At 71.0% G+C, this 15,689-nt stretch carries 16 protein-coding genes; 9 read left to right on the plus strand and 7 right to left on the minus strand.

Going from position 1 to position 15,689, the window contains the following annotated elements:
- Window positions 1-111 precede the first annotated feature (111 nt).
- The gene (locus G4Z16_RS31200; protein WP_197353904.1) at window positions 112-699 is read left to right on the plus strand and encodes a pyridoxamine 5'-phosphate oxidase family protein; all 588 of its coding nucleotides are present in this window, start codon (window positions 112-114) and stop codon (window positions 697-699) included.
- Window positions 700-795: 96 nt separating this feature from the next.
- Window positions 796-2,238, plus strand: coding sequence for an NADP-dependent phosphogluconate dehydrogenase (gene gndA, locus G4Z16_RS31205; protein ID WP_197353905.1), 1,443 nt, complete (start codon window positions 796-798; stop codon window positions 2,236-2,238).
- A gap of 564 nt (window positions 2,239-2,802) precedes the next feature.
- On the opposite strand, the gene G4Z16_RS31210 is transcribed toward gndA, so the two are convergent.
- Complete coding sequence (locus G4Z16_RS31210) at window positions 2,803-3,033, minus strand: DUF6480 family protein (RefSeq protein ID WP_197353906.1); 231 nt, start codon at window positions 3,031-3,033, stop codon at window positions 2,803-2,805.
- A 71-nt stretch (window positions 3,034-3,104) separates the two neighbouring features.
- Window positions 3,105-3,764: an alpha-ketoglutarate-dependent dioxygenase AlkB family protein gene (locus G4Z16_RS31215; protein WP_197353907.1), complete on the minus strand. Its 660-nt coding sequence runs from the start codon at window positions 3,762-3,764 to the stop codon at window positions 3,105-3,107.
- Window positions 3,765-3,987: 223 nt separating this feature from the next.
- On the opposite strand from G4Z16_RS31215, the gene G4Z16_RS31220 reads away from it, so the two are divergent.
- A complete protein-coding gene (locus tag G4Z16_RS31220) occupies window positions 3,988-4,254 on the plus strand; it encodes a GlsB/YeaQ/YmgE family stress response membrane protein (protein ID WP_197353908.1) in 267 nt (88 codons plus the stop codon).
- A gap of 187 nt (window positions 4,255-4,441) precedes the next feature.
- Entirely contained in the window at window positions 4,442-5,494 is a 1,053-nt protein-coding gene (locus tag G4Z16_RS31225) for a phosphatidylinositol-specific phospholipase C domain-containing protein (RefSeq protein WP_197353909.1), read from the plus strand.
- A gap of 94 nt (window positions 5,495-5,588) precedes the next feature.
- Here G4Z16_RS31225 and G4Z16_RS31230 read toward each other — a convergent pair whose 3' ends face one another.
- Window positions 5,589-7,124, minus strand: a complete 1,536-nt coding sequence (locus G4Z16_RS31230; RefSeq protein ID WP_197353910.1) for an ATP-dependent DNA ligase — start codon at window positions 7,122-7,124, stop codon at window positions 5,589-5,591.
- A gap of 103 nt (window positions 7,125-7,227) precedes the next feature.
- Entirely contained in the window at window positions 7,228-7,572 is a 345-nt protein-coding gene (locus G4Z16_RS31235) for a DUF3140 domain-containing protein (RefSeq protein WP_246531165.1), read from the minus strand.
- 496 nt (window positions 7,573-8,068) lie between these two features.
- On the opposite strand from G4Z16_RS31235, the gene G4Z16_RS31240 reads away from it, so the two are divergent.
- The 5 genes from G4Z16_RS31240 to G4Z16_RS31260 all read left to right on the plus strand — a co-directional run bounded on the left by G4Z16_RS31240 (window position 8,069) and on the right by G4Z16_RS31260 (window position 12,053).
- Window positions 8,069-9,223, plus strand: a complete 1,155-nt coding sequence (locus G4Z16_RS31240; RefSeq protein ID WP_197353911.1) for a polyprenyl synthetase family protein — start codon at window positions 8,069-8,071, stop codon at window positions 9,221-9,223.
- A gap of 222 nt (window positions 9,224-9,445) precedes the next feature.
- Entirely contained in the window at window positions 9,446-9,982 is a 537-nt protein-coding gene (locus tag G4Z16_RS31245) for a Dps family protein (protein ID WP_197355044.1), read from the plus strand.
- 46 nt (window positions 9,983-10,028) lie between these two features.
- Entirely contained in the window at window positions 10,029-10,475 is a 447-nt protein-coding gene (locus G4Z16_RS31250; RefSeq protein WP_197353912.1) for an SRPBCC family protein, read from the plus strand.
- An 85-nt stretch (window positions 10,476-10,560) separates the two neighbouring features.
- Window positions 10,561-11,700 (plus strand): LacI family DNA-binding transcriptional regulator, encoded by a 1,140-nt coding sequence (locus tag G4Z16_RS31255; protein ID WP_197353913.1) that lies wholly within the window; start codon window positions 10,561-10,563, stop codon window positions 11,698-11,700.
- A gap of 143 nt (window positions 11,701-11,843) precedes the next feature.
- Entirely contained in the window at window positions 11,844-12,053 is a 210-nt protein-coding gene (locus tag G4Z16_RS31260) for a hypothetical protein (protein ID WP_197353914.1), read from the plus strand.
- A gap of 100 nt (window positions 12,054-12,153) precedes the next feature.
- Here the strand turns inward: G4Z16_RS31260 and G4Z16_RS31265 are convergent, their stop codons facing one another.
- From G4Z16_RS31265 to G4Z16_RS31275, 3 genes are read right to left on the minus strand one after another with little or no spacing between them, the layout of a single operon-like run.
- Window positions 12,154-13,779, minus strand: a complete 1,626-nt coding sequence (locus G4Z16_RS31265) for an amidohydrolase (protein WP_197353915.1) — start codon at window positions 13,777-13,779, stop codon at window positions 12,154-12,156.
- Complete coding sequence (locus G4Z16_RS31270; protein WP_197353916.1) at window positions 13,776-15,302, minus strand: sodium:solute symporter family protein; 1,527 nt, start codon at window positions 15,300-15,302, stop codon at window positions 13,776-13,778. The genes G4Z16_RS31265 and G4Z16_RS31270 overlap by 4 nt, the downstream gene beginning before the upstream one ends.
- Window positions 15,299-15,685 carry a DUF3311 domain-containing protein gene (locus tag G4Z16_RS31275; protein ID WP_197353917.1) on the minus strand — a complete coding sequence of 129 codons (387 nt, stop codon included), beginning with the start codon at window positions 15,683-15,685 and terminating at the stop codon, window positions 15,299-15,301. Before G4Z16_RS31275 ends, G4Z16_RS31270 begins: the two co-directional genes overlap by 4 nt.
- Between the last annotated feature and the right edge of the window lie 4 nt (window positions 15,686-15,689).

Consider the following 15,689-nt stretch of genomic DNA (forward strand, 5'->3'; position numbering starts at 1 on the left):
CGCAGGGCGCGGGGGGAGATATCGGGTCCGTGACGCGCCCGGTGTGCGCAGGTGCGGCGTGCTTTCACGGATACCCGCGCGCCAGGCCGCCGCCGGGCCCACAATGCCGGGATGGGGAAGATCTACGAACGCATCGACGAGCGGCTCCGTGCCTTCATCGAGGAGCAGCACATCTTCTTCACCGCGACCGCCCCGCTGGCGGCCGACGGGCATGTCAACGTCTCGCCGAAGGGGCTCGCCGGGTCGTTCGCCGTCCTTGACGACGTCACCGTCGGATATCTGGATCTCGGCGGCAGCGGAGCCGAGACCATCGCCCATCTGCGTGAGAACGGCCGCGTCACCCTGATGTGGTGCGCCTTCGACGGGCCGCCCCGCATCGTGCGCATCCACGGCACCGGCGTGCCCGTCTTCCGCGACGACCCGCGCTGGCAGGAACTGCTCCCGCACTTCGACGTCAGCATGCAGAGCCGCACGGACCTGCGTGCCGTCATCACCGTGCGCGCGGAGCGCATCAGCGACACATGCGGTTTCGCGGTGCCGTTCATGGATCACAAAGGAGACCGGCAGCTGCACACGCAGCGCTTCGCGCGCGAGACCGACGAGTCCTTCTCCAGATACTGCGAGAAGAAGGAGCACGTCGGTGTCAGCCTCGACGGTCTGCCCGCCCTGCCCCTGCCTCTTCCCAGACGCATCCGCTGACATCTCCCGCCGCACGACCCGCGGAAACACCCGCACTCCGTCAACCCCGAGCCGAGCGGACCGGCCCGTCGGTCTGCTCACCCCAGGAGCATCAGCATGAGCAGCAGTGCACACATCGGCGTCACCGGCCTCGCCGTCATGGGCCGCAACCTCGCCCGGAACTTCGCCCGCAACGGATACACCGTGGCCCTGCACAACAGGACCGTCTCCAGGACGCGTGACCTCGTGCGCGACTTCTCCGACGAGGGAAGCTTCATCGCCGCGGAGACCGCGGAGGAGTTCGTCGCCGCCCTGGAGCGGCCGCGGAGGCTGGTGATCATGGTGAAGGCGGGAGCCCCGACCGACGCCGTGATCGACGAGTTCGCCGCGCTGCTCGAACCCGGCGACGTCATCATCGACGGCGGCAACGCCCACTACGCCGATACGCGGCGTCGCGAGAAGGCGATGCGCGAACGCGGACTCCACTTCGTCGGTACGGGCATCTCGGGCGGCGAGGAAGGCGCCCTGCACGGGCCGAGCATCATGCCCGGCGGCTCCGCCGAGGCCTACGACTCGCTCCGCCCGATGCTGGAGAGCATCGCCGCCAAGGCTCCCGACGGCACGCCCTGCACCACCCACGTGGGCCCGGACGGTGCGGGCCACTTCGTGAAGATGGTGCACAACGGCATCGAGTACGCCGACATGCAGCTGATCGGCGAGGCTTACCACCTGCTGCGCGACGTCGCCGGATACAGCCCCGACCGCATCGCCGAGACCTTCCGCGAGTGGAACACCGGCCGCCTGGACTCCTACCTCATCGAGATCACCGCGGAGGTCCTCTCGCACTCCGACGGCGCCACCGGGCAGCCCTTCGTCGACGTCGTCGCCGACGAGGCCGAGCAGAAGGGGACCGGCCGCTGGACCGTGCAGACCGCGCTCGATCTGGGAGTGCCCGTCTCCGGCATCGCCGAGGCCGTCTTCGCCCGCTCCCTCTCCGGCCATGCCGACCTGCGCTCGGCCAGCTCCCATCTGGCGGGTCCCGCTGCCGCTGCGCTCTCCCCGGACGACGCCGAGCGGTTCGCGGGGCAGGTCGAACAGGCCCTGTACGCCTCGAAGATCACGTCGTACGCACAGGGCTGGAACATGATCAGCAGCGGCAGCCAGGAGTACGGCTGGGAGATCGACCCGGGTGCCGTCGCCGCCATCTGGCGTGCGGGCTGCATCATCCGTGCCGTGTTCCTGGACCGCATCCGTGCCGCGTTCGCCGGCCGGCCCGATCTGCCGACGCTGCTGGCGGACGAGCACTTCTCCAAGGAGATCGGCGATGCGCAGGGCGACTGGCGCACGGTCGTGGCCACCGCGGTGCAGCACGGCATCCCCGTGCCCGGTTTCTCCGCCGCGCTCGCCTCGTACGACAGCCTGCGCAGTGCACGCCTGCCCGCCTCTCTCACCCAGGGGCAGCGCGACTTCTTCGGAGCGCACACCTACCGGCGCACCGACCGGGACGGGTCCTTCCACACGCTCTGGGGTGGGGACCGCAGCGAGTTGTCCGCGGACTGACCACACGTGGCACAGCCAGGTTTGCGCAGGCCGGAGACGGGTGTGCGTCCCGGTACGGACGGAGAGCGGGGAGGGGAGTGGTGGCCGCGCGAGCGGGCACCCGGTCCTTGACGGATATGCCGCTACGTAAATCCGGAGTTGTGATGCCACAGCAGTCAGGCACGAGGTTCCCGGTCTGCAGGCGGCCAGACCCGGTTCCTCCCAACCCCACTCCGCCGCCCGGGCCCGGTGGGCCGGGGCCCGGACCGGCACCGGATCCGGTGCCGGCGCCGACGCCCGCCCCTCCGCCGGGACCCGCACCGGATCCGATTCCGCCGTCTCCCACGCCGGAGCCGGTCCCGCCGGAGCCGGAACCGCAGCCTGCGCCGCCGGCGCCGTGACGCCCACGCCGCAGGCAGAGAACGGGCCCGCGTAGGCGGGCACGGCACAAGGCCGTGGGCAGACAGGTGAAACCCCTTCCCACCTGCCGGCCCACGGCCTCAGGTGTGCCCGGGGCGGCATGGGTCCGCAGACACGCCGCCGCACCTGCACCGGAACCCTAGTGACAGGCGCGGCGGACTCCGCTCAGAGCTCGATCGCCCAGGCCAGGAAGTAGATGAAGAAGACGGCGACGAGCAGCGCCAGGATGATCACCGGCGTCTTCGCCCAGCCCTTGGCCGGGTTGTGGCGCTCGTCCGGACCTGCGCCCGCCGTGCTGTCCTCGCCGGGAGGCGTCTCCCCGGGCGGCACCTGCCCGCCCGGTTCCAGACCGGGCGTGTGGCGAGGGTCCTCGGGGTCGGGGTACTTCTCGTCCATGCCGCCCGGGTGGGCAGCGAGCCGCGACCTATACCTGCCGGGCGGCGATTTTCGCCGCCACCGCCGTGGTCTCAGTCCGTCAGGCCTGTCACGCGTAGCGTGAGGTTGAGCCTCCCGGACGCCATCCCCGTGGCCGGATCGCCCGTGCCGGGGAAGACCTTCGTCACGCCGTGGTACGCGAAACGGGACGGGCCCCCGAAGACGAACAGGTCGCCGGAGGAGAGATGCAGGTCCGTGTAGGGCCTGCTCCGCGATTCGGTGTTCCCGAAGCGGAAGACGCAGGTGTCGCCGATGCTCAGCGAGACGACCGGCGCCGCCGACCTCTCGTCCTTGTCCTGGTGCATGCCCATTCGTGCGCTGCCGTCGTAGAAGTTGATCAGGGCCGTGTCGGGCTCGTACTCGCGGGCGGCCGCGTCGTCCCCGTACGCGTCGGCGAGCGCCCGCTGGCCGAGCCGGGCCAGCCACTCGGGGAATCCGGCCACGCGGAGCCCGTTCACGTCGTCGGCGGTGCGCGTGTAGCGATAGGGCTGCCAGTGCCATCCCAGGCAGACCGTCTGCACCGACATCACGCCGCCGCGCGGGAGTTTCGTGTGCCGCAGCGGCACGGGGCCGGCCGCCCATGCCCGGCAGGCGGAGACGAGGTCGCGCTGCTCCTGGAGGCCGAGCCATCCGGGCAGGTGCACCGCCCCGGGCGCCGGGCGCGACGGGGGAGCGGGGATGAGTGCGTCCACTCGCGACCTCCTGTGACGACGGCGCCGTACGGACCTACCGCCGGCCACGCTGCCACGGGTGCGTGCCGACCGGCACCGGCAAGTGTCCCAGCCCCTGCCGACACCGCCCGGCGGCCACCGGACACGAAGCTGCGGTGCCCACGGGTGCCCACGGGGAAAGCCCTGCGTACGGGCCCGGGATGCGGGCAGAAGGAGGGGACACGACGACCGACAAGGGGAGATCATGGAGATCTCAGGCATCATCAGCGCCATCGTGATCGGGACCATCATCGGTGTGCTGGGGCGGCTCATCGTGCCCGGACGTCAGCGGGTCGGCATTTTCCTGACGATCGGGGTCGGCATCGTGGCCGCACTCATAGGCTCGGCCATCGCCACGTACTTCGGGGTGGGTGACACCAACGGAGTCGACTGGATCGAGTGGCTCATACAGCTGGTTCTGGCAGCACTCGGTGTATCGGCCCTGGACCGCTCGAAGCGCCGCCGCCGCTGAGCGGCACCGTCAACTCGCCCGATCCCGGGGCCCCTTGCCGGGCCAGGCATCCCGGCGAGGGGCCCTCATGCTCGACGTCCTGAACTCTCCCGCTCTCCGCACTTTCGCCGCGCACCGTACCCGCGGCACGCGAATCGCTCTACGCTGATGCTCACTTGGACCCCCCACACCACCAAGGACTCAGCCCATGAGCAGATCCCGCCTAGCCGTCGCCATATCGACGGCCGCTCTGGTCACCGCTGCCACGGCGCTCGCCATTCCCGTCACCGCCCAGGCGGGCCCCGAGAAGGCCGCCGCCCCCACCTACGGCGACACCACGAGCGTCGGTGTGCACAACGCCTACGAGCAGGACAAGTACGAGTACTTCGCGGACGCGCTCGACTCGGGCGCCTCCCTCCTCGAACTCGACGTGTGGACCAACGTCATCGGCAAGGGCTGGCGCGTCTCCCACAGCAACCCGACCGGCAACGACAACAACTGCGAGAACGCGGCGTCGGCGGACGAACTGCGCACCAAGGAACGCGACCAGAGCCTCGACGGCTGCCTCGCAGACATGCGCGCCTGGCACGACGCGCACCCCGGCCACCCGCCCGTCCTCATCAAGGTCGAGATGAAGGACGGCTTCTACGACAAGGCGGACCGCGGCCCGGACGAACTCGACTCACTGCTCAGCGAGAAGCTGGGCGACGCGCTCTTTCGTCCTTCCGACGTCACCGGATCGCACGCCAACCTCGACGAGGCGGTGGGCAGCACGGGCTGGCCCGACCGGGACGCCATGGCGGGCAAGTTCCTCTTCGAACTCATCCCGGGCACCGTCGAGGAGGACAACCCAGCCGACGACCTGTGGACGGACGAGGAGTACGCCACCCACCTCAAGGATCTCTCCGCCAAGGGCGCACTGGGCGAGGCCGGCGCCTTCCCGGCGGTCCACGGTGCCGAGAAGGGCGATCCCCGGACCGAGCGCTACGACGAGGCCCTGCGGCCCTGGTTCGTCGTCTTCGACGGCGACGCCGCCACGTTCGCGGGGGGCGGGATCGACACCGCCTGGTATCAGAAGCACGGCTATCTCACGATCATGACCGACGCACACAAGGTCGACCCGGAGATCGACAACACCGAGCCGAGCGAGCAGGAGGCCCGGGACCGCGTCACTCAACTCGCCGCCTCGCACGCCAGCATCACGACCTCCGACTGGTACCCGCTGCCGAAGGTCCTCTCGATGGTGGTCCCGCGCGGCTGAACGGCGCCTGCCGCGGCCGCTGTTCGTCGCCGCGCCCCGGTCATCCGCGCCGCCGATGCGGTGCGGATGTACCGCCGTCCTCGCGCTTCGCCCGCTAACGCTGGAGCGCGAGGACGTCGTCGACCGTGTCGGCCTCCGACGCCGGCTTGTCGGGCCGGTAGCGCACCACGCGGGCGAAGCGCAGCGTCACACCGGCCGGATACCGCGTGGAGCGCTGCAGCCCGTCGACGGCGATCTCCACCACCAGTTCCGGCCGCACCGTCACGCCCCAGGAATGCTCGCGCTCCGCGATGCCGCGAAGGTGCTCGGTCTGCCAGGCCAGCAGGTCGTCCGTGAGCCCCTTGAAGGTCTTTCCGAGCATCGCGAACGATCCGTCCGGCCATCGCGCGCCCAGATGCAGGTTCGACAGCCGTCCCGTGCGGCGCCCGTGGCCCCACTCCGCGGCAAGCACCACCAGATCGAGGGTGAAGACGGGCTTCACCTTCAGCCACGAGGCACCCCTGCGTCCCGCGCTGTAGGCGGAATCGAGCGCTTTGACCATGACGCCCTCATGCCCCTCCTCCAGGACCCGCTGCGCGAACTCCTCGGCCGCGCGGCGCTCTTCGTCCGCCTGCGGATCCTGGACCACCATGCGCCGCACCCGCAGGGACTCCGGTACGACCTGCGCGAGAGCGTCGTGGCGCTGTGCCGCGTCCAGGTCCACAAGGTCGCGTCCGTCGACGGAGAGCACGTCGAAGAAGCGCGGCGTGACCGGCAGCGTCACCCGCGCCGTCGGCACGTCCACGTGCGAGCCCACACGCTGGGAGACCTCCTGGAACGGACGGGGCCGGCCCTGCTCGTCCAGGGCGATCACCTCGCCGTCCAGCACCGCCTGCTGAGCGGCCAACCCGCCCACGACTTCCGAGAGTTCGGGGAGCCGGGCGGTGATGTCGTCCAGGGTGCGCGTGTAGATGCCCACGCTGGTGCCGTCCTTGTGCACCTGCACCCGGATTCCGTCGAGCTTCTCCTCCACCGCGCACGGGCCGAGCTTGTCGACGGCCTCCAGCACGTTCTTCGCGCTCTGCGCCAGCATCGGCTGCACGGGGCGTCCCGTCTCCAGACGGAACGCCTCCAGCGCCGACGGTCCTTCGGCCAGCAGAGCGCTCGCGACCGCGCCGAGCGAGCCCCCGAACATCACCGCACGTCGCACCTGACCCGCAGGGACCGAGACCGCCTCCGCGAGGCCCTCCACGGCGAAGGCGTCGAGCGCTCCCTGCCGCAACTCACCCGTGAGCAGCCGGAAGAGGAAGTGCTGCTCCTCCTCGGTCGCCGCGGACATCAGCGCCGCCAGCAGCCGCTTCCGCTCGGTCTGGGCGCCCTTGCCGCGCACACCGGCGATCTCCTCCAGCGCGGCGTCCACGTCCGCGATCGTCAAGTGCGCCTCGGACGAGGGCACATGGCGCTCGGAGAGGGTGCGGAAGCCAACACCCGTCCGGCGCTGCGGCAGGCTGCCCGCCAAGTACGTGACGACCACCGGCACTTCGTCGGGCGAGGCCGCGCGGAACAGCTCCGCCAGCAGCGCCACCTTCTCCTTGCGCGAGGAGACGGTCGTGATCTCCCTCGAGGTCCGGGCGATGTCGGCGAGCAGCATGACTCCATCCTCGCTCCGCCGCCCCCGCCTCGCAGCACCACGGACGAGGGGGTTCCGGCTTCCGGGCCGTTCCCGGCATCCCGGGCGGGCCCGTCGACTGCCGTCAGCGCTGCGGGTCGTGCCCCCAGTTCATGAGGGCGAAGCGCCAGTCCGTCTCGCTGATGTCGCCCCGCGGGCGGCGCTTGAGCTGCCGGTCTATGTGGTGGATCGCCTTGCGCATGTGGACGAGGTCGTCCGCGGTGAAGTCCGCCCTGGGGGTCCGCAGAAGCTTCACGATGCGACGTCCCGCCGCGTGCCCGTGACTCTCGCGCTGCCCCTTGTGGCGGCCCACGTTGCGCGACCGCTCCGTCTCCAGCCACCGTTCGAGCTGGCCCGCGGGCAGATTCACGGCCTTCGCGAAGTCGGCGAAGAGCGCGTCGTGTTGGTCCTGCTGCTTCATGTCGCTCATGAGTCGCACCCCCCACTGGCGCCGGGGCGTTCCTGTCCGCCTGTCGTCCCGGAGGAACCCGTCGGCTTTCTGCCGACCCGGTCGGCAGTGGCGGGAACGACCGCAACAGCGGCGTCCGTACGGGCCACCGTGCGCGTGCCTTCGGCGATCTTGCGACGGACCCTGCCGAGTACCGCGTTTCCCTGAGTCCTCCAGTGCGGCCGGTCGCGCCCTGGGATCGTTCTGCCCCTCGACATGGATGTACGACGCCTTTCAGATGATTCATGGCTTTCGTCCTACGAGTGCCCTCCCAGCTGCGGTGAATGCCTGTGCTTCCCGTGCCCGGCATCGGACCGCGCGGCGTTGCACACCCCGTACGGCCGTGCGGCAGGCGCACGGCGCGGAGGTGCAGCCGGGAGCCATGGCTGAAAAACTCGTCGTACATCTTCCTTCACCGTCCGTGAGCGCGAATGCTCCTGCCTGCGCTGCCGGGCCGAACTCTCGGGAAGGAGCCGCCATGCAGCGCCGGCCGAGCGCCCATGTACGCGAGGGGAACCAGGACGTCCGGGACGTCCGCACGCTCGGCATCGACCCCGACCAGGACACGGCGGCCGTCATCGAGGCGCTGCTGTCCCGGCACATCGCGGTCCGCCGCGAGGAGGCCGCCCGCAGCAGCGACCGGTTCGCCGAGGACGTCATCGACCTGCTCGCCGACGTGGTCCTGCGCGGCGGCAGGCGCACCCGGCCCGCCTTCGTGTGGTGGGGATGGCGGGGCGCCGGGGGTGCGCCGCGCGGAGCCGGCGCCGAGGCCGTCCTCAAGGTCGCCACCGCCCTGGAGCTGATCCAGGGCTGCGCGCTCATCCACGACGACCTGATGGACGGGTCGTTGCTGCGCAGGGGCGCGCCCGCCGCGCACGTCGCCTTCGCCAACCAGCACCGGGCCGCGGGCCTGCGCGGCAACCCCGACGCGTTCGGCGTCTCCGCCGCCATCCTCGCGGGCGACCTCGCGCTGGTGTGGGCGGACGACCTGTACGAGACCTCCGGACTCGACAGCAGGGCGAGACGGGCGGTCGGACCCGCCTGGCAGGCCATGCGAACCGAGACGATCGCCGGACAGTACTTGGACCTGTACGGGCAGGGCACCGGCGTGGACTCGCCCGAGGAGTCACTGCGGGTGGCCTATCTCAAGAGCGGCCTCTACACGGTCGAGCGGCCACTCCACCTGGGCGCGGCCATGGCGGGCGCCGACCCCGACCTCATCGCCGCCCTCCGCCGGGCCGGCCGCAGCGCCGGCGTGGCCTTCCAGCTCCGCGACGATCTCCTCGGCGTCTTCGGTGGGCCCGCCCGCACGGGCAAACCCGCGGGCGACGACATCAGGGACGGCGCCTCCACTTATCTGGTGGCCATCGCGCTGCAGCGGGCCCGCGCACACGGCAGGCACGACGCCGAGCAGCAGCTGCGTGCCGCGCTCGGGAACCGGGAACTGCACGCGGACGAACTCCAGCGGATCCGGGAACTGCTCACCGGCCTGGGCGCCGTCGCCGCCGTCGAGGCCCGCATCGGCCGCCTCACCGCGTCCGCGCTCACCGCCCTGGACCAGGCGAACCTCGCGCCGCCGGCGGACCAGCGGCTCAGCTCGCTCGTACGGAGCGTCTCGGCGCCGCCCGCCTGATCGCGTCCCCCGAAGCCGCCCGCACACGCCGGCAGGTGTGGGCAGGGGCAGCGGGGAGTCACCCCTACCGAATGGAGGACTCGGCGGGCTCCCGGCGCGCGTGAGGGAGTGAGCGGTGTTGGCATGGGGAGAAGCCGCCGACCCGGGGCGGGCCGTCCATGCCGAGAGGGAGAGAGAGCCGTGCCCAGGAGCGCACCCGAACCGAAGTACACGGTCCCCGGCATGTCCCAGCAGGAGGGCGGCGACGTCATCCGGCTGCTGACCATGCGTCTGCACGCTCTCAACGACCTCGCCCTGACGCTCAAGCACATCCACTGGAACGTCGTCGGCCCGCACTTCATCGCGGTGCACGAAATGCTGGATCCCCAGGTCGACTCCGTACGTAAGATGACCGACACGACGGCGGAGCGCATCTCCACCCTCGGCGGCTCGCCGCACGGCACCCCGGGTGCTCTCGTGGCCGAGCGGCAGTGGGAGGACTACGCCATCGGCCGTGCCGAAGCCATCGAACACCTCGGCGCTCTGGACCTCGTCTACACGGGGGTCATCGAGGACCACCGGGAGGCGGTGCGTGCCACCGAAGAGACCGACCTGATCACGCAGGACATGCTCATCGAGCAGCTGCGCGACCTCGAACTCTTCCAGTGGTTCGTCCGCGCGCACCTGGAGAGCGCTGGCGGTGTGCTGAGCACATCGAGCGCCAGGTCCGAACGGGACGCCGCGAGCAAGGCCGGCAAGCAGGCCCGGAAGCAGCCCTGAGCGGCTTTGCCGCCGCGAGGGAGCGATCAGAGGCAGGGGAGAGACGATGGCCGGACAGTTCGAGGTGACCACGGAGATCGATCGCCCCATCGAGGAGGTCTTCGCCTTCCTCGCCGACGGTGAGAACGACCCCAAGTTCAGCCCCAGGGTGCTTGAGATGGCCAAGGTGACCGAGGGGCCGACCGGAGTCGGCACGGTCTACAGGAGCACGGTCAAGGACGCCGGGGTGCGCACCCGCCGGGAGTTCCGCATCACGGAGTTCGAGGTGCCCACCAGGATCCGCTGGACGGAGACCTCGGAGAATCTCGTGACCGCGGAGGAGGGCGGCTACGACCTGGAGCGGTCCGGCGACTCCACCACGCGTGTGCGGCTCTTCAACTCGCTGACCGGTCACGGCGTCGGGAAGATGATCGCGGGCGTCGCCCTGAACGCCGCGCGCAAGGATGCGGACGACTTCGGCCGGCGCATCAAGCAGGCCGCCGAATCGGCCTGAACAAGCCCCTGTCGCGAAAAAAAGAAGTGGACAGCCGCTGCCGCGCCCGGCTACTGTATCGATACAGACTTAATCGATACAGAAGATGGGTGGGCGAGCGGTGGGGGCCAAGGACTCGCGCGGTAGGCGGGCGACGCTGCAGACCGTCGCGGACGAGGTCGGGGTGTCGCGTACGACCGTCTCCAACGCATACGGCCGCCCCGACCAGCTCAACAAGGACCTGCGCGAGCGGATCTTCGACGCCGCGCGGCGCCTGGGCTACTCCGGGCCCGACGCGACGGCGCGTTCACTGCGGCGGGGGAGGGCAGGAGCGATCGGCCTGCTCTTCACCGAGACCCTCTCGTACGCCTTCGCCGACCCGTACTCCGTGGGCTTTCTGCGCGGAGTCGCCGAGGTCGCCGAAGCCTCCGGCACCGGCCTGCTCCTCATCCCCATGCCGCCCCGTGCCTACGGCCCGGCGGGCGACAAGGATGCTCCGGTGCCGCCCGGCAACGACGATCCGGAAACGGCCGTACGTAACGCGGTGGTCGACGGTTTCTGCCTCTACTGCGTCCCCGTGGGCCATCCCGCCAAGGCGCTGATCCGGGCACGGGGCCTGCCGATGGTGACCACCGACGAGAGGGACGATCCCTCGATCCCGTACGTCGGCATCGACGAACGGGCCTCGGCGCGGCTCGCCGCGGAGCACATCGTCCGGCTCGGTCACCGGCGGGTCGCGGTGATGGTCGATCAGGTCGTCGCGCCGGGCACCTCGGGCCCCGCGACCGTGGAGGAGCAACTCGCCTCCGACTGCGGGGACTTGCAGGGCCGCCTCGGGGGCTACCGGGACGCGCTGGAGGAGGTGGGAGTCGACTGGCGGAGTGTCCGCGTCGTCGCCGCGGGCCGCAACTCCCGCTCCGCGGCGGCCTCCGCGGCCGCTCACTTCCTCGATGTCGCCGACCGGCCCACCGCCGTGCTTGCGATCGGTGACGTGCTCGCGCTCGGGGTGCTCGACGCCTGCGAGCAGCGGGGCCTCGTCGTGGGCCGGGACATCTCCGTCGCCGGGTTCGACGACGTCCCCGAGGCGGAGCGGGCCCGCCTGACCACCGTGCGCCAGCCCATGGGGGAGAAGGGACGCATCGCCGGCCGCCTGCTCCTCGAACCGCCGGAGGAGCAGAAGGTGCCCCGCATCAAGCTCCCCACCGAACTGGTCGTACGGGCCACCACCGGTCCCGCACCCCACTGACCCGGCCGGCACAGATCGCCGTCAACTCCGATTCCCAGCCCACCACCGATTCCGGCCGATCCGGTCCTGCCGGCCTGTCCGGCCGCACTCACCTCACGGGCCGCACCGGCCCGTGCCGCACCGCTCATCAGTCAGGAGAGGAAATGTTCCCGATAGAAGGCCCCATCGTCGCGGACGCCACCAGGCACCTGGCCCACTCCGCGCTGCCCGACGCACCCGTCGTCCCGGACCCGGAGAAGCCGCCGAAGGTTCACCGGTCGCGGCAGACGCTGGCCCGGACGCTGCGTACCCTCGCCGACCGTCTGGAGCCCCCGCGCTGCGTGGACCCGGCGTTCCAGCCGCGCACCCAGTGAGGGCGGGCAGGCGGGGGAAGCAGCAGGGCCGGACGGACCCCCGTGGTCCGTCCGGCCCTGCCCGATCGGCCTCGTCCTGCCGCCGGTTCCGCGTCGGCGTTCACGCCTCGTGGACGCACTCACCGCCCACGTAGGTCGCCCGTACAGGCACTGAGGCGATGCCGCCGGGGTCGATGGTGAGGATGTCCTCGCCCAGGACGGTGAAGTCGGCGAGCCAGCCCGGCTCCAGACGCCCCTTCACATGGCCGGTGCCTTCCGCCTCGGCCGACCCGAGCGTGAAGACCGCCAGCGCTTCCTCCGCGCTGATTCGCTGCGTCGCTCCGACCGGCACACCGTCGTCCATGCCCTCGCGGGTGACCATCGACTGGATTCCGAGCAGCGGCTGGTAGGGGCCGCACGGATAGTCGGACGAACCCGCCACCGCGACACCGGCGTCCAGGAAGGAGCGGTGCGCGAACATCCGCTCGGCGCGGTCCGGGCCGTACCAGCGGTTGAGCGCACCGCCGTGATAGGCCACGTAACCCGCGAACGGCACCGCGACCGCGCCCAGTTCACGCATCCGCTTCAGGATGCCCGCGTCGACGATGCTGCAGTGCTCGATGCGGTGACGCAGTCCCGGTCGCGGCACCTCCCGCTGCGCCGCCTCGAAGGCGTCGAGGACGAGACGGATCGCGGCGTCCCCGTTCGCGTGCACACCGATGCGGTTGCCGTCGCCGTGCACGGCGCGGACCTGGGAGAACAGTTCCTCGGTGGGCGTCGTCTGCAGTCCGTGGCCGTCCGAGTCCGCGTAGGGCTCGGCCAGCAGGCAGGTTCGCCCGCCGATCGCACCGTCCACGAACGCCTTCACGCCGACGAGCCGCAGCATGTCGTCGCCGAAGCCGCTGCCGACACCCAGCGCCTGCGCGGCGGCATAGTGATCGATCGAGAGCAACATGCCGACGCGCAGGGTCAGTTCGTCGCGTGCCCGTGCCTGCCGCAGCAGAGAGATGTCCTCGGGAGCGATCAGGGCGTCGCACACGGAGGTCAGTCCTGCCGCGTGCCACTGCCGCTGGGCGCGAGCCAGGCCGCGCAGCTTCTCCTGCGGTGAGCTGGCCGGCAGGGGTGAAGCGCCGCCGCGGGCCGTGGCGGGATAGACGACGTTCATCAGCGCCCGCTCGACGAGCCGCCCGTCGAGGCGTCCGTCCGCGTCCCGCCCGAAGTCGCCGCCGTCGGGAGGGGAGGAATCCTCATCGATGTGCAGGGCGCGCAGCGCCGCGGAGTTGGCGACTCCCCAGTGGCCCGCGACCTGCACGACGAGCACGGGATGCCCGGGAGCCGCCCGGTCCAGGTCCCAGCGGGTGAGCGGGCCGGTCTTGGTGTCGTCGTAGCGGCTGCCGCGAATCCACTCCCCGGGCTCGGCGTGCGCCGCCTCGGCCCGTACCTGTCCCAGGAGGTCCTCGATGCTGGAGACGGCCCCGGCCGACAGGTCCAGATGCAGCAAGTCCTCGGCGGCGATGGCGAGATGGATGTGCGCGTCGTTGAGACCCGGCACGAGCGCCGCGTCGCCGAAGTCGACCTCCTCGGCGCCGGGGAAGCGCTCCCGCAGCTGCGATGCCGTGCCGGTGGCGGCGATCCGTCCGCCGGCGACGGCGATCGCCTCCGGTTCCGGGCCGCCGCGCGCCTGCTGGCTGAGGATGCGGGCGGCGCGGTAGATCACCGGGCGCAGTTCGTGGAGATTCTGGGTCACGGGGCCTCCCCGGCAGCGGGTGCGGGACTCGCCGCTCCTGCCCGCTCGGTTGGAGCGGGCGGTCCGCCGGTGGCGGGACGCAGCGCGGTGACGGCGCCGGTCACGGCGAGGTTCGCCGCCAGCGCGATGACGCCGCCGTTGATGCCGTTGAGTGGGTCGTTTCCGGTTGCCCACAGCAGCGTCATCACCGTCAGCCCCACCAGCATTCCGGCGGCGGCCGCGGAGGCGGGCATGCGGCGCCAGTACAGCGCCAGCAGTACGGCGGGAACCAGTTGCGCCAGCCCCTCGTAGGACAGAACGGACAGCTGGACCAGGGTGTTGGGGAAGAACAGGCTCCCGGCCAGCGCCAGCAGCCCCGCCAGGAGGCACACCAGCTGGGAGAGCCGCTTGGTGCGCATGTCGTCGGCCGGTTCCGTTCCGCTGCGGCGGCCTCGCGGGTCGGCGCCGTTTCCGCCGCCCAGCAGGGTGCGGCCCCACAGCGTGCCGATGGCCAGCATGAACACGCTCATCGGCACGATCGCCGAGAGAGCGCCCGCCACACCGATCACCGCCACCAGCGGAGCCGGCAGAGCGTCGGTGACGAGTGAGAACAGAGCCAGGTCCGGGTTCTTGAGGTTCGGCACGACGAACAGTGCCGTCGCGCCGACCATCATCGGGATGAACAGCAGCAGTTGGTACCAGGGCAGCAGAACGGCGTTGCGCCGCAGGGCGTTCGGGGAGCTGGCACTCAGATAGCCGGCGACCGTCGTCGGGAAGATCGTGATGGTGACGGCGTTCAGCAGGAGGGTCGTGACGAACCACGTGCCGTCGAGGCCGCCCGACTCATGGCCGGGGAAGGTGAGCCACTCCGGCTTCTCCGTCACCATCCGGTGCATCAAGTCGCCCAGTCCGTCGACGAAATGGACGGGCACGTACACGGCGAGGAAGACCACCACCGCGATCACCAGGACGTCCTTGAGGGCACTGACCCACGCCGAGCCGCGCAGACCGGACACCAGGATGAACACCTCGGCGACGACGAAGGAGATCACCGCGGCCACGCGCAGATCGATGCTCCCGTACGTCATGGCGTTGACCACCACGCCCATGCCCTGAATCTGCACCTGGATGTAGGGGACGATGAAGACCGTGGCCACCACGGCGACGAGTATCCCCAATGGCCGGGAACGGAAGCGGTGTTCGGCCATGTCGGCGATCGAGATCAGCTGGTGCCGGCTCGCGTACGTCCACAGGGCGGGCCCCACCACGTACGCGACGGCGAAGCCCGTCGTCAGATACGCCACCAGATACAGGATCGGAACACCCATGGAGAACGACCAGCCGGCCGTGCCCAGGAACGAGAAGCTGGTGTAGGTCTCACCGGCCATCAGCAGCCAGATGAACAGCACGCCCAGTCCCCGGCTGGAGACCGACCACTCCGCCAGGCCCTTGTCCCGGCCGCGCGCGCTGAGCAGGCCCACGGCGAGGGTCGCCACCATCGCCAGCCCGAAGATCGTTGTCGCTATCGCGGCTGACGAACTCATGCCGCACCACCCGCCGTTCCGCGCAGTCCGCCGGCGGCGGGCCCGTCCCCGTCGGCGCCGTCGGCAACCGCGCCGGGAACGTCGTCCGCGGGTATGGGTTCCAGCGCGTCCGACCGGTACGCCGGATCGAGCCGGGCCGCGACCCAGATGATCGGAGGGCTGACGACGGACGCCATGATGATCCACGCCAGCAGGAACGGAACCCCGAGGATGCGCGGCTCGATGCTGTTGGCCACGACGGGTGCCGCGCAGTACAGCACACCGGGCACCAGCAGCAGCCACAGCGAACGGCGGCGCCGGTTCGCCGCGGGCAGTGCACGGAAGGGCAGCCGGGCCGGCCGGCCCGCGCCCACCTGCTCCGCGTCTGAGAGGCTGTCGGACATATCT

This window comes from Streptomyces bathyalis, assembly GCF_015910445.1.
In the GTDB taxonomy this organism is placed as follows: Bacteria; Actinomycetota; Actinomycetes; order Streptomycetales; family Streptomycetaceae; genus Streptomyces; species Streptomyces bathyalis.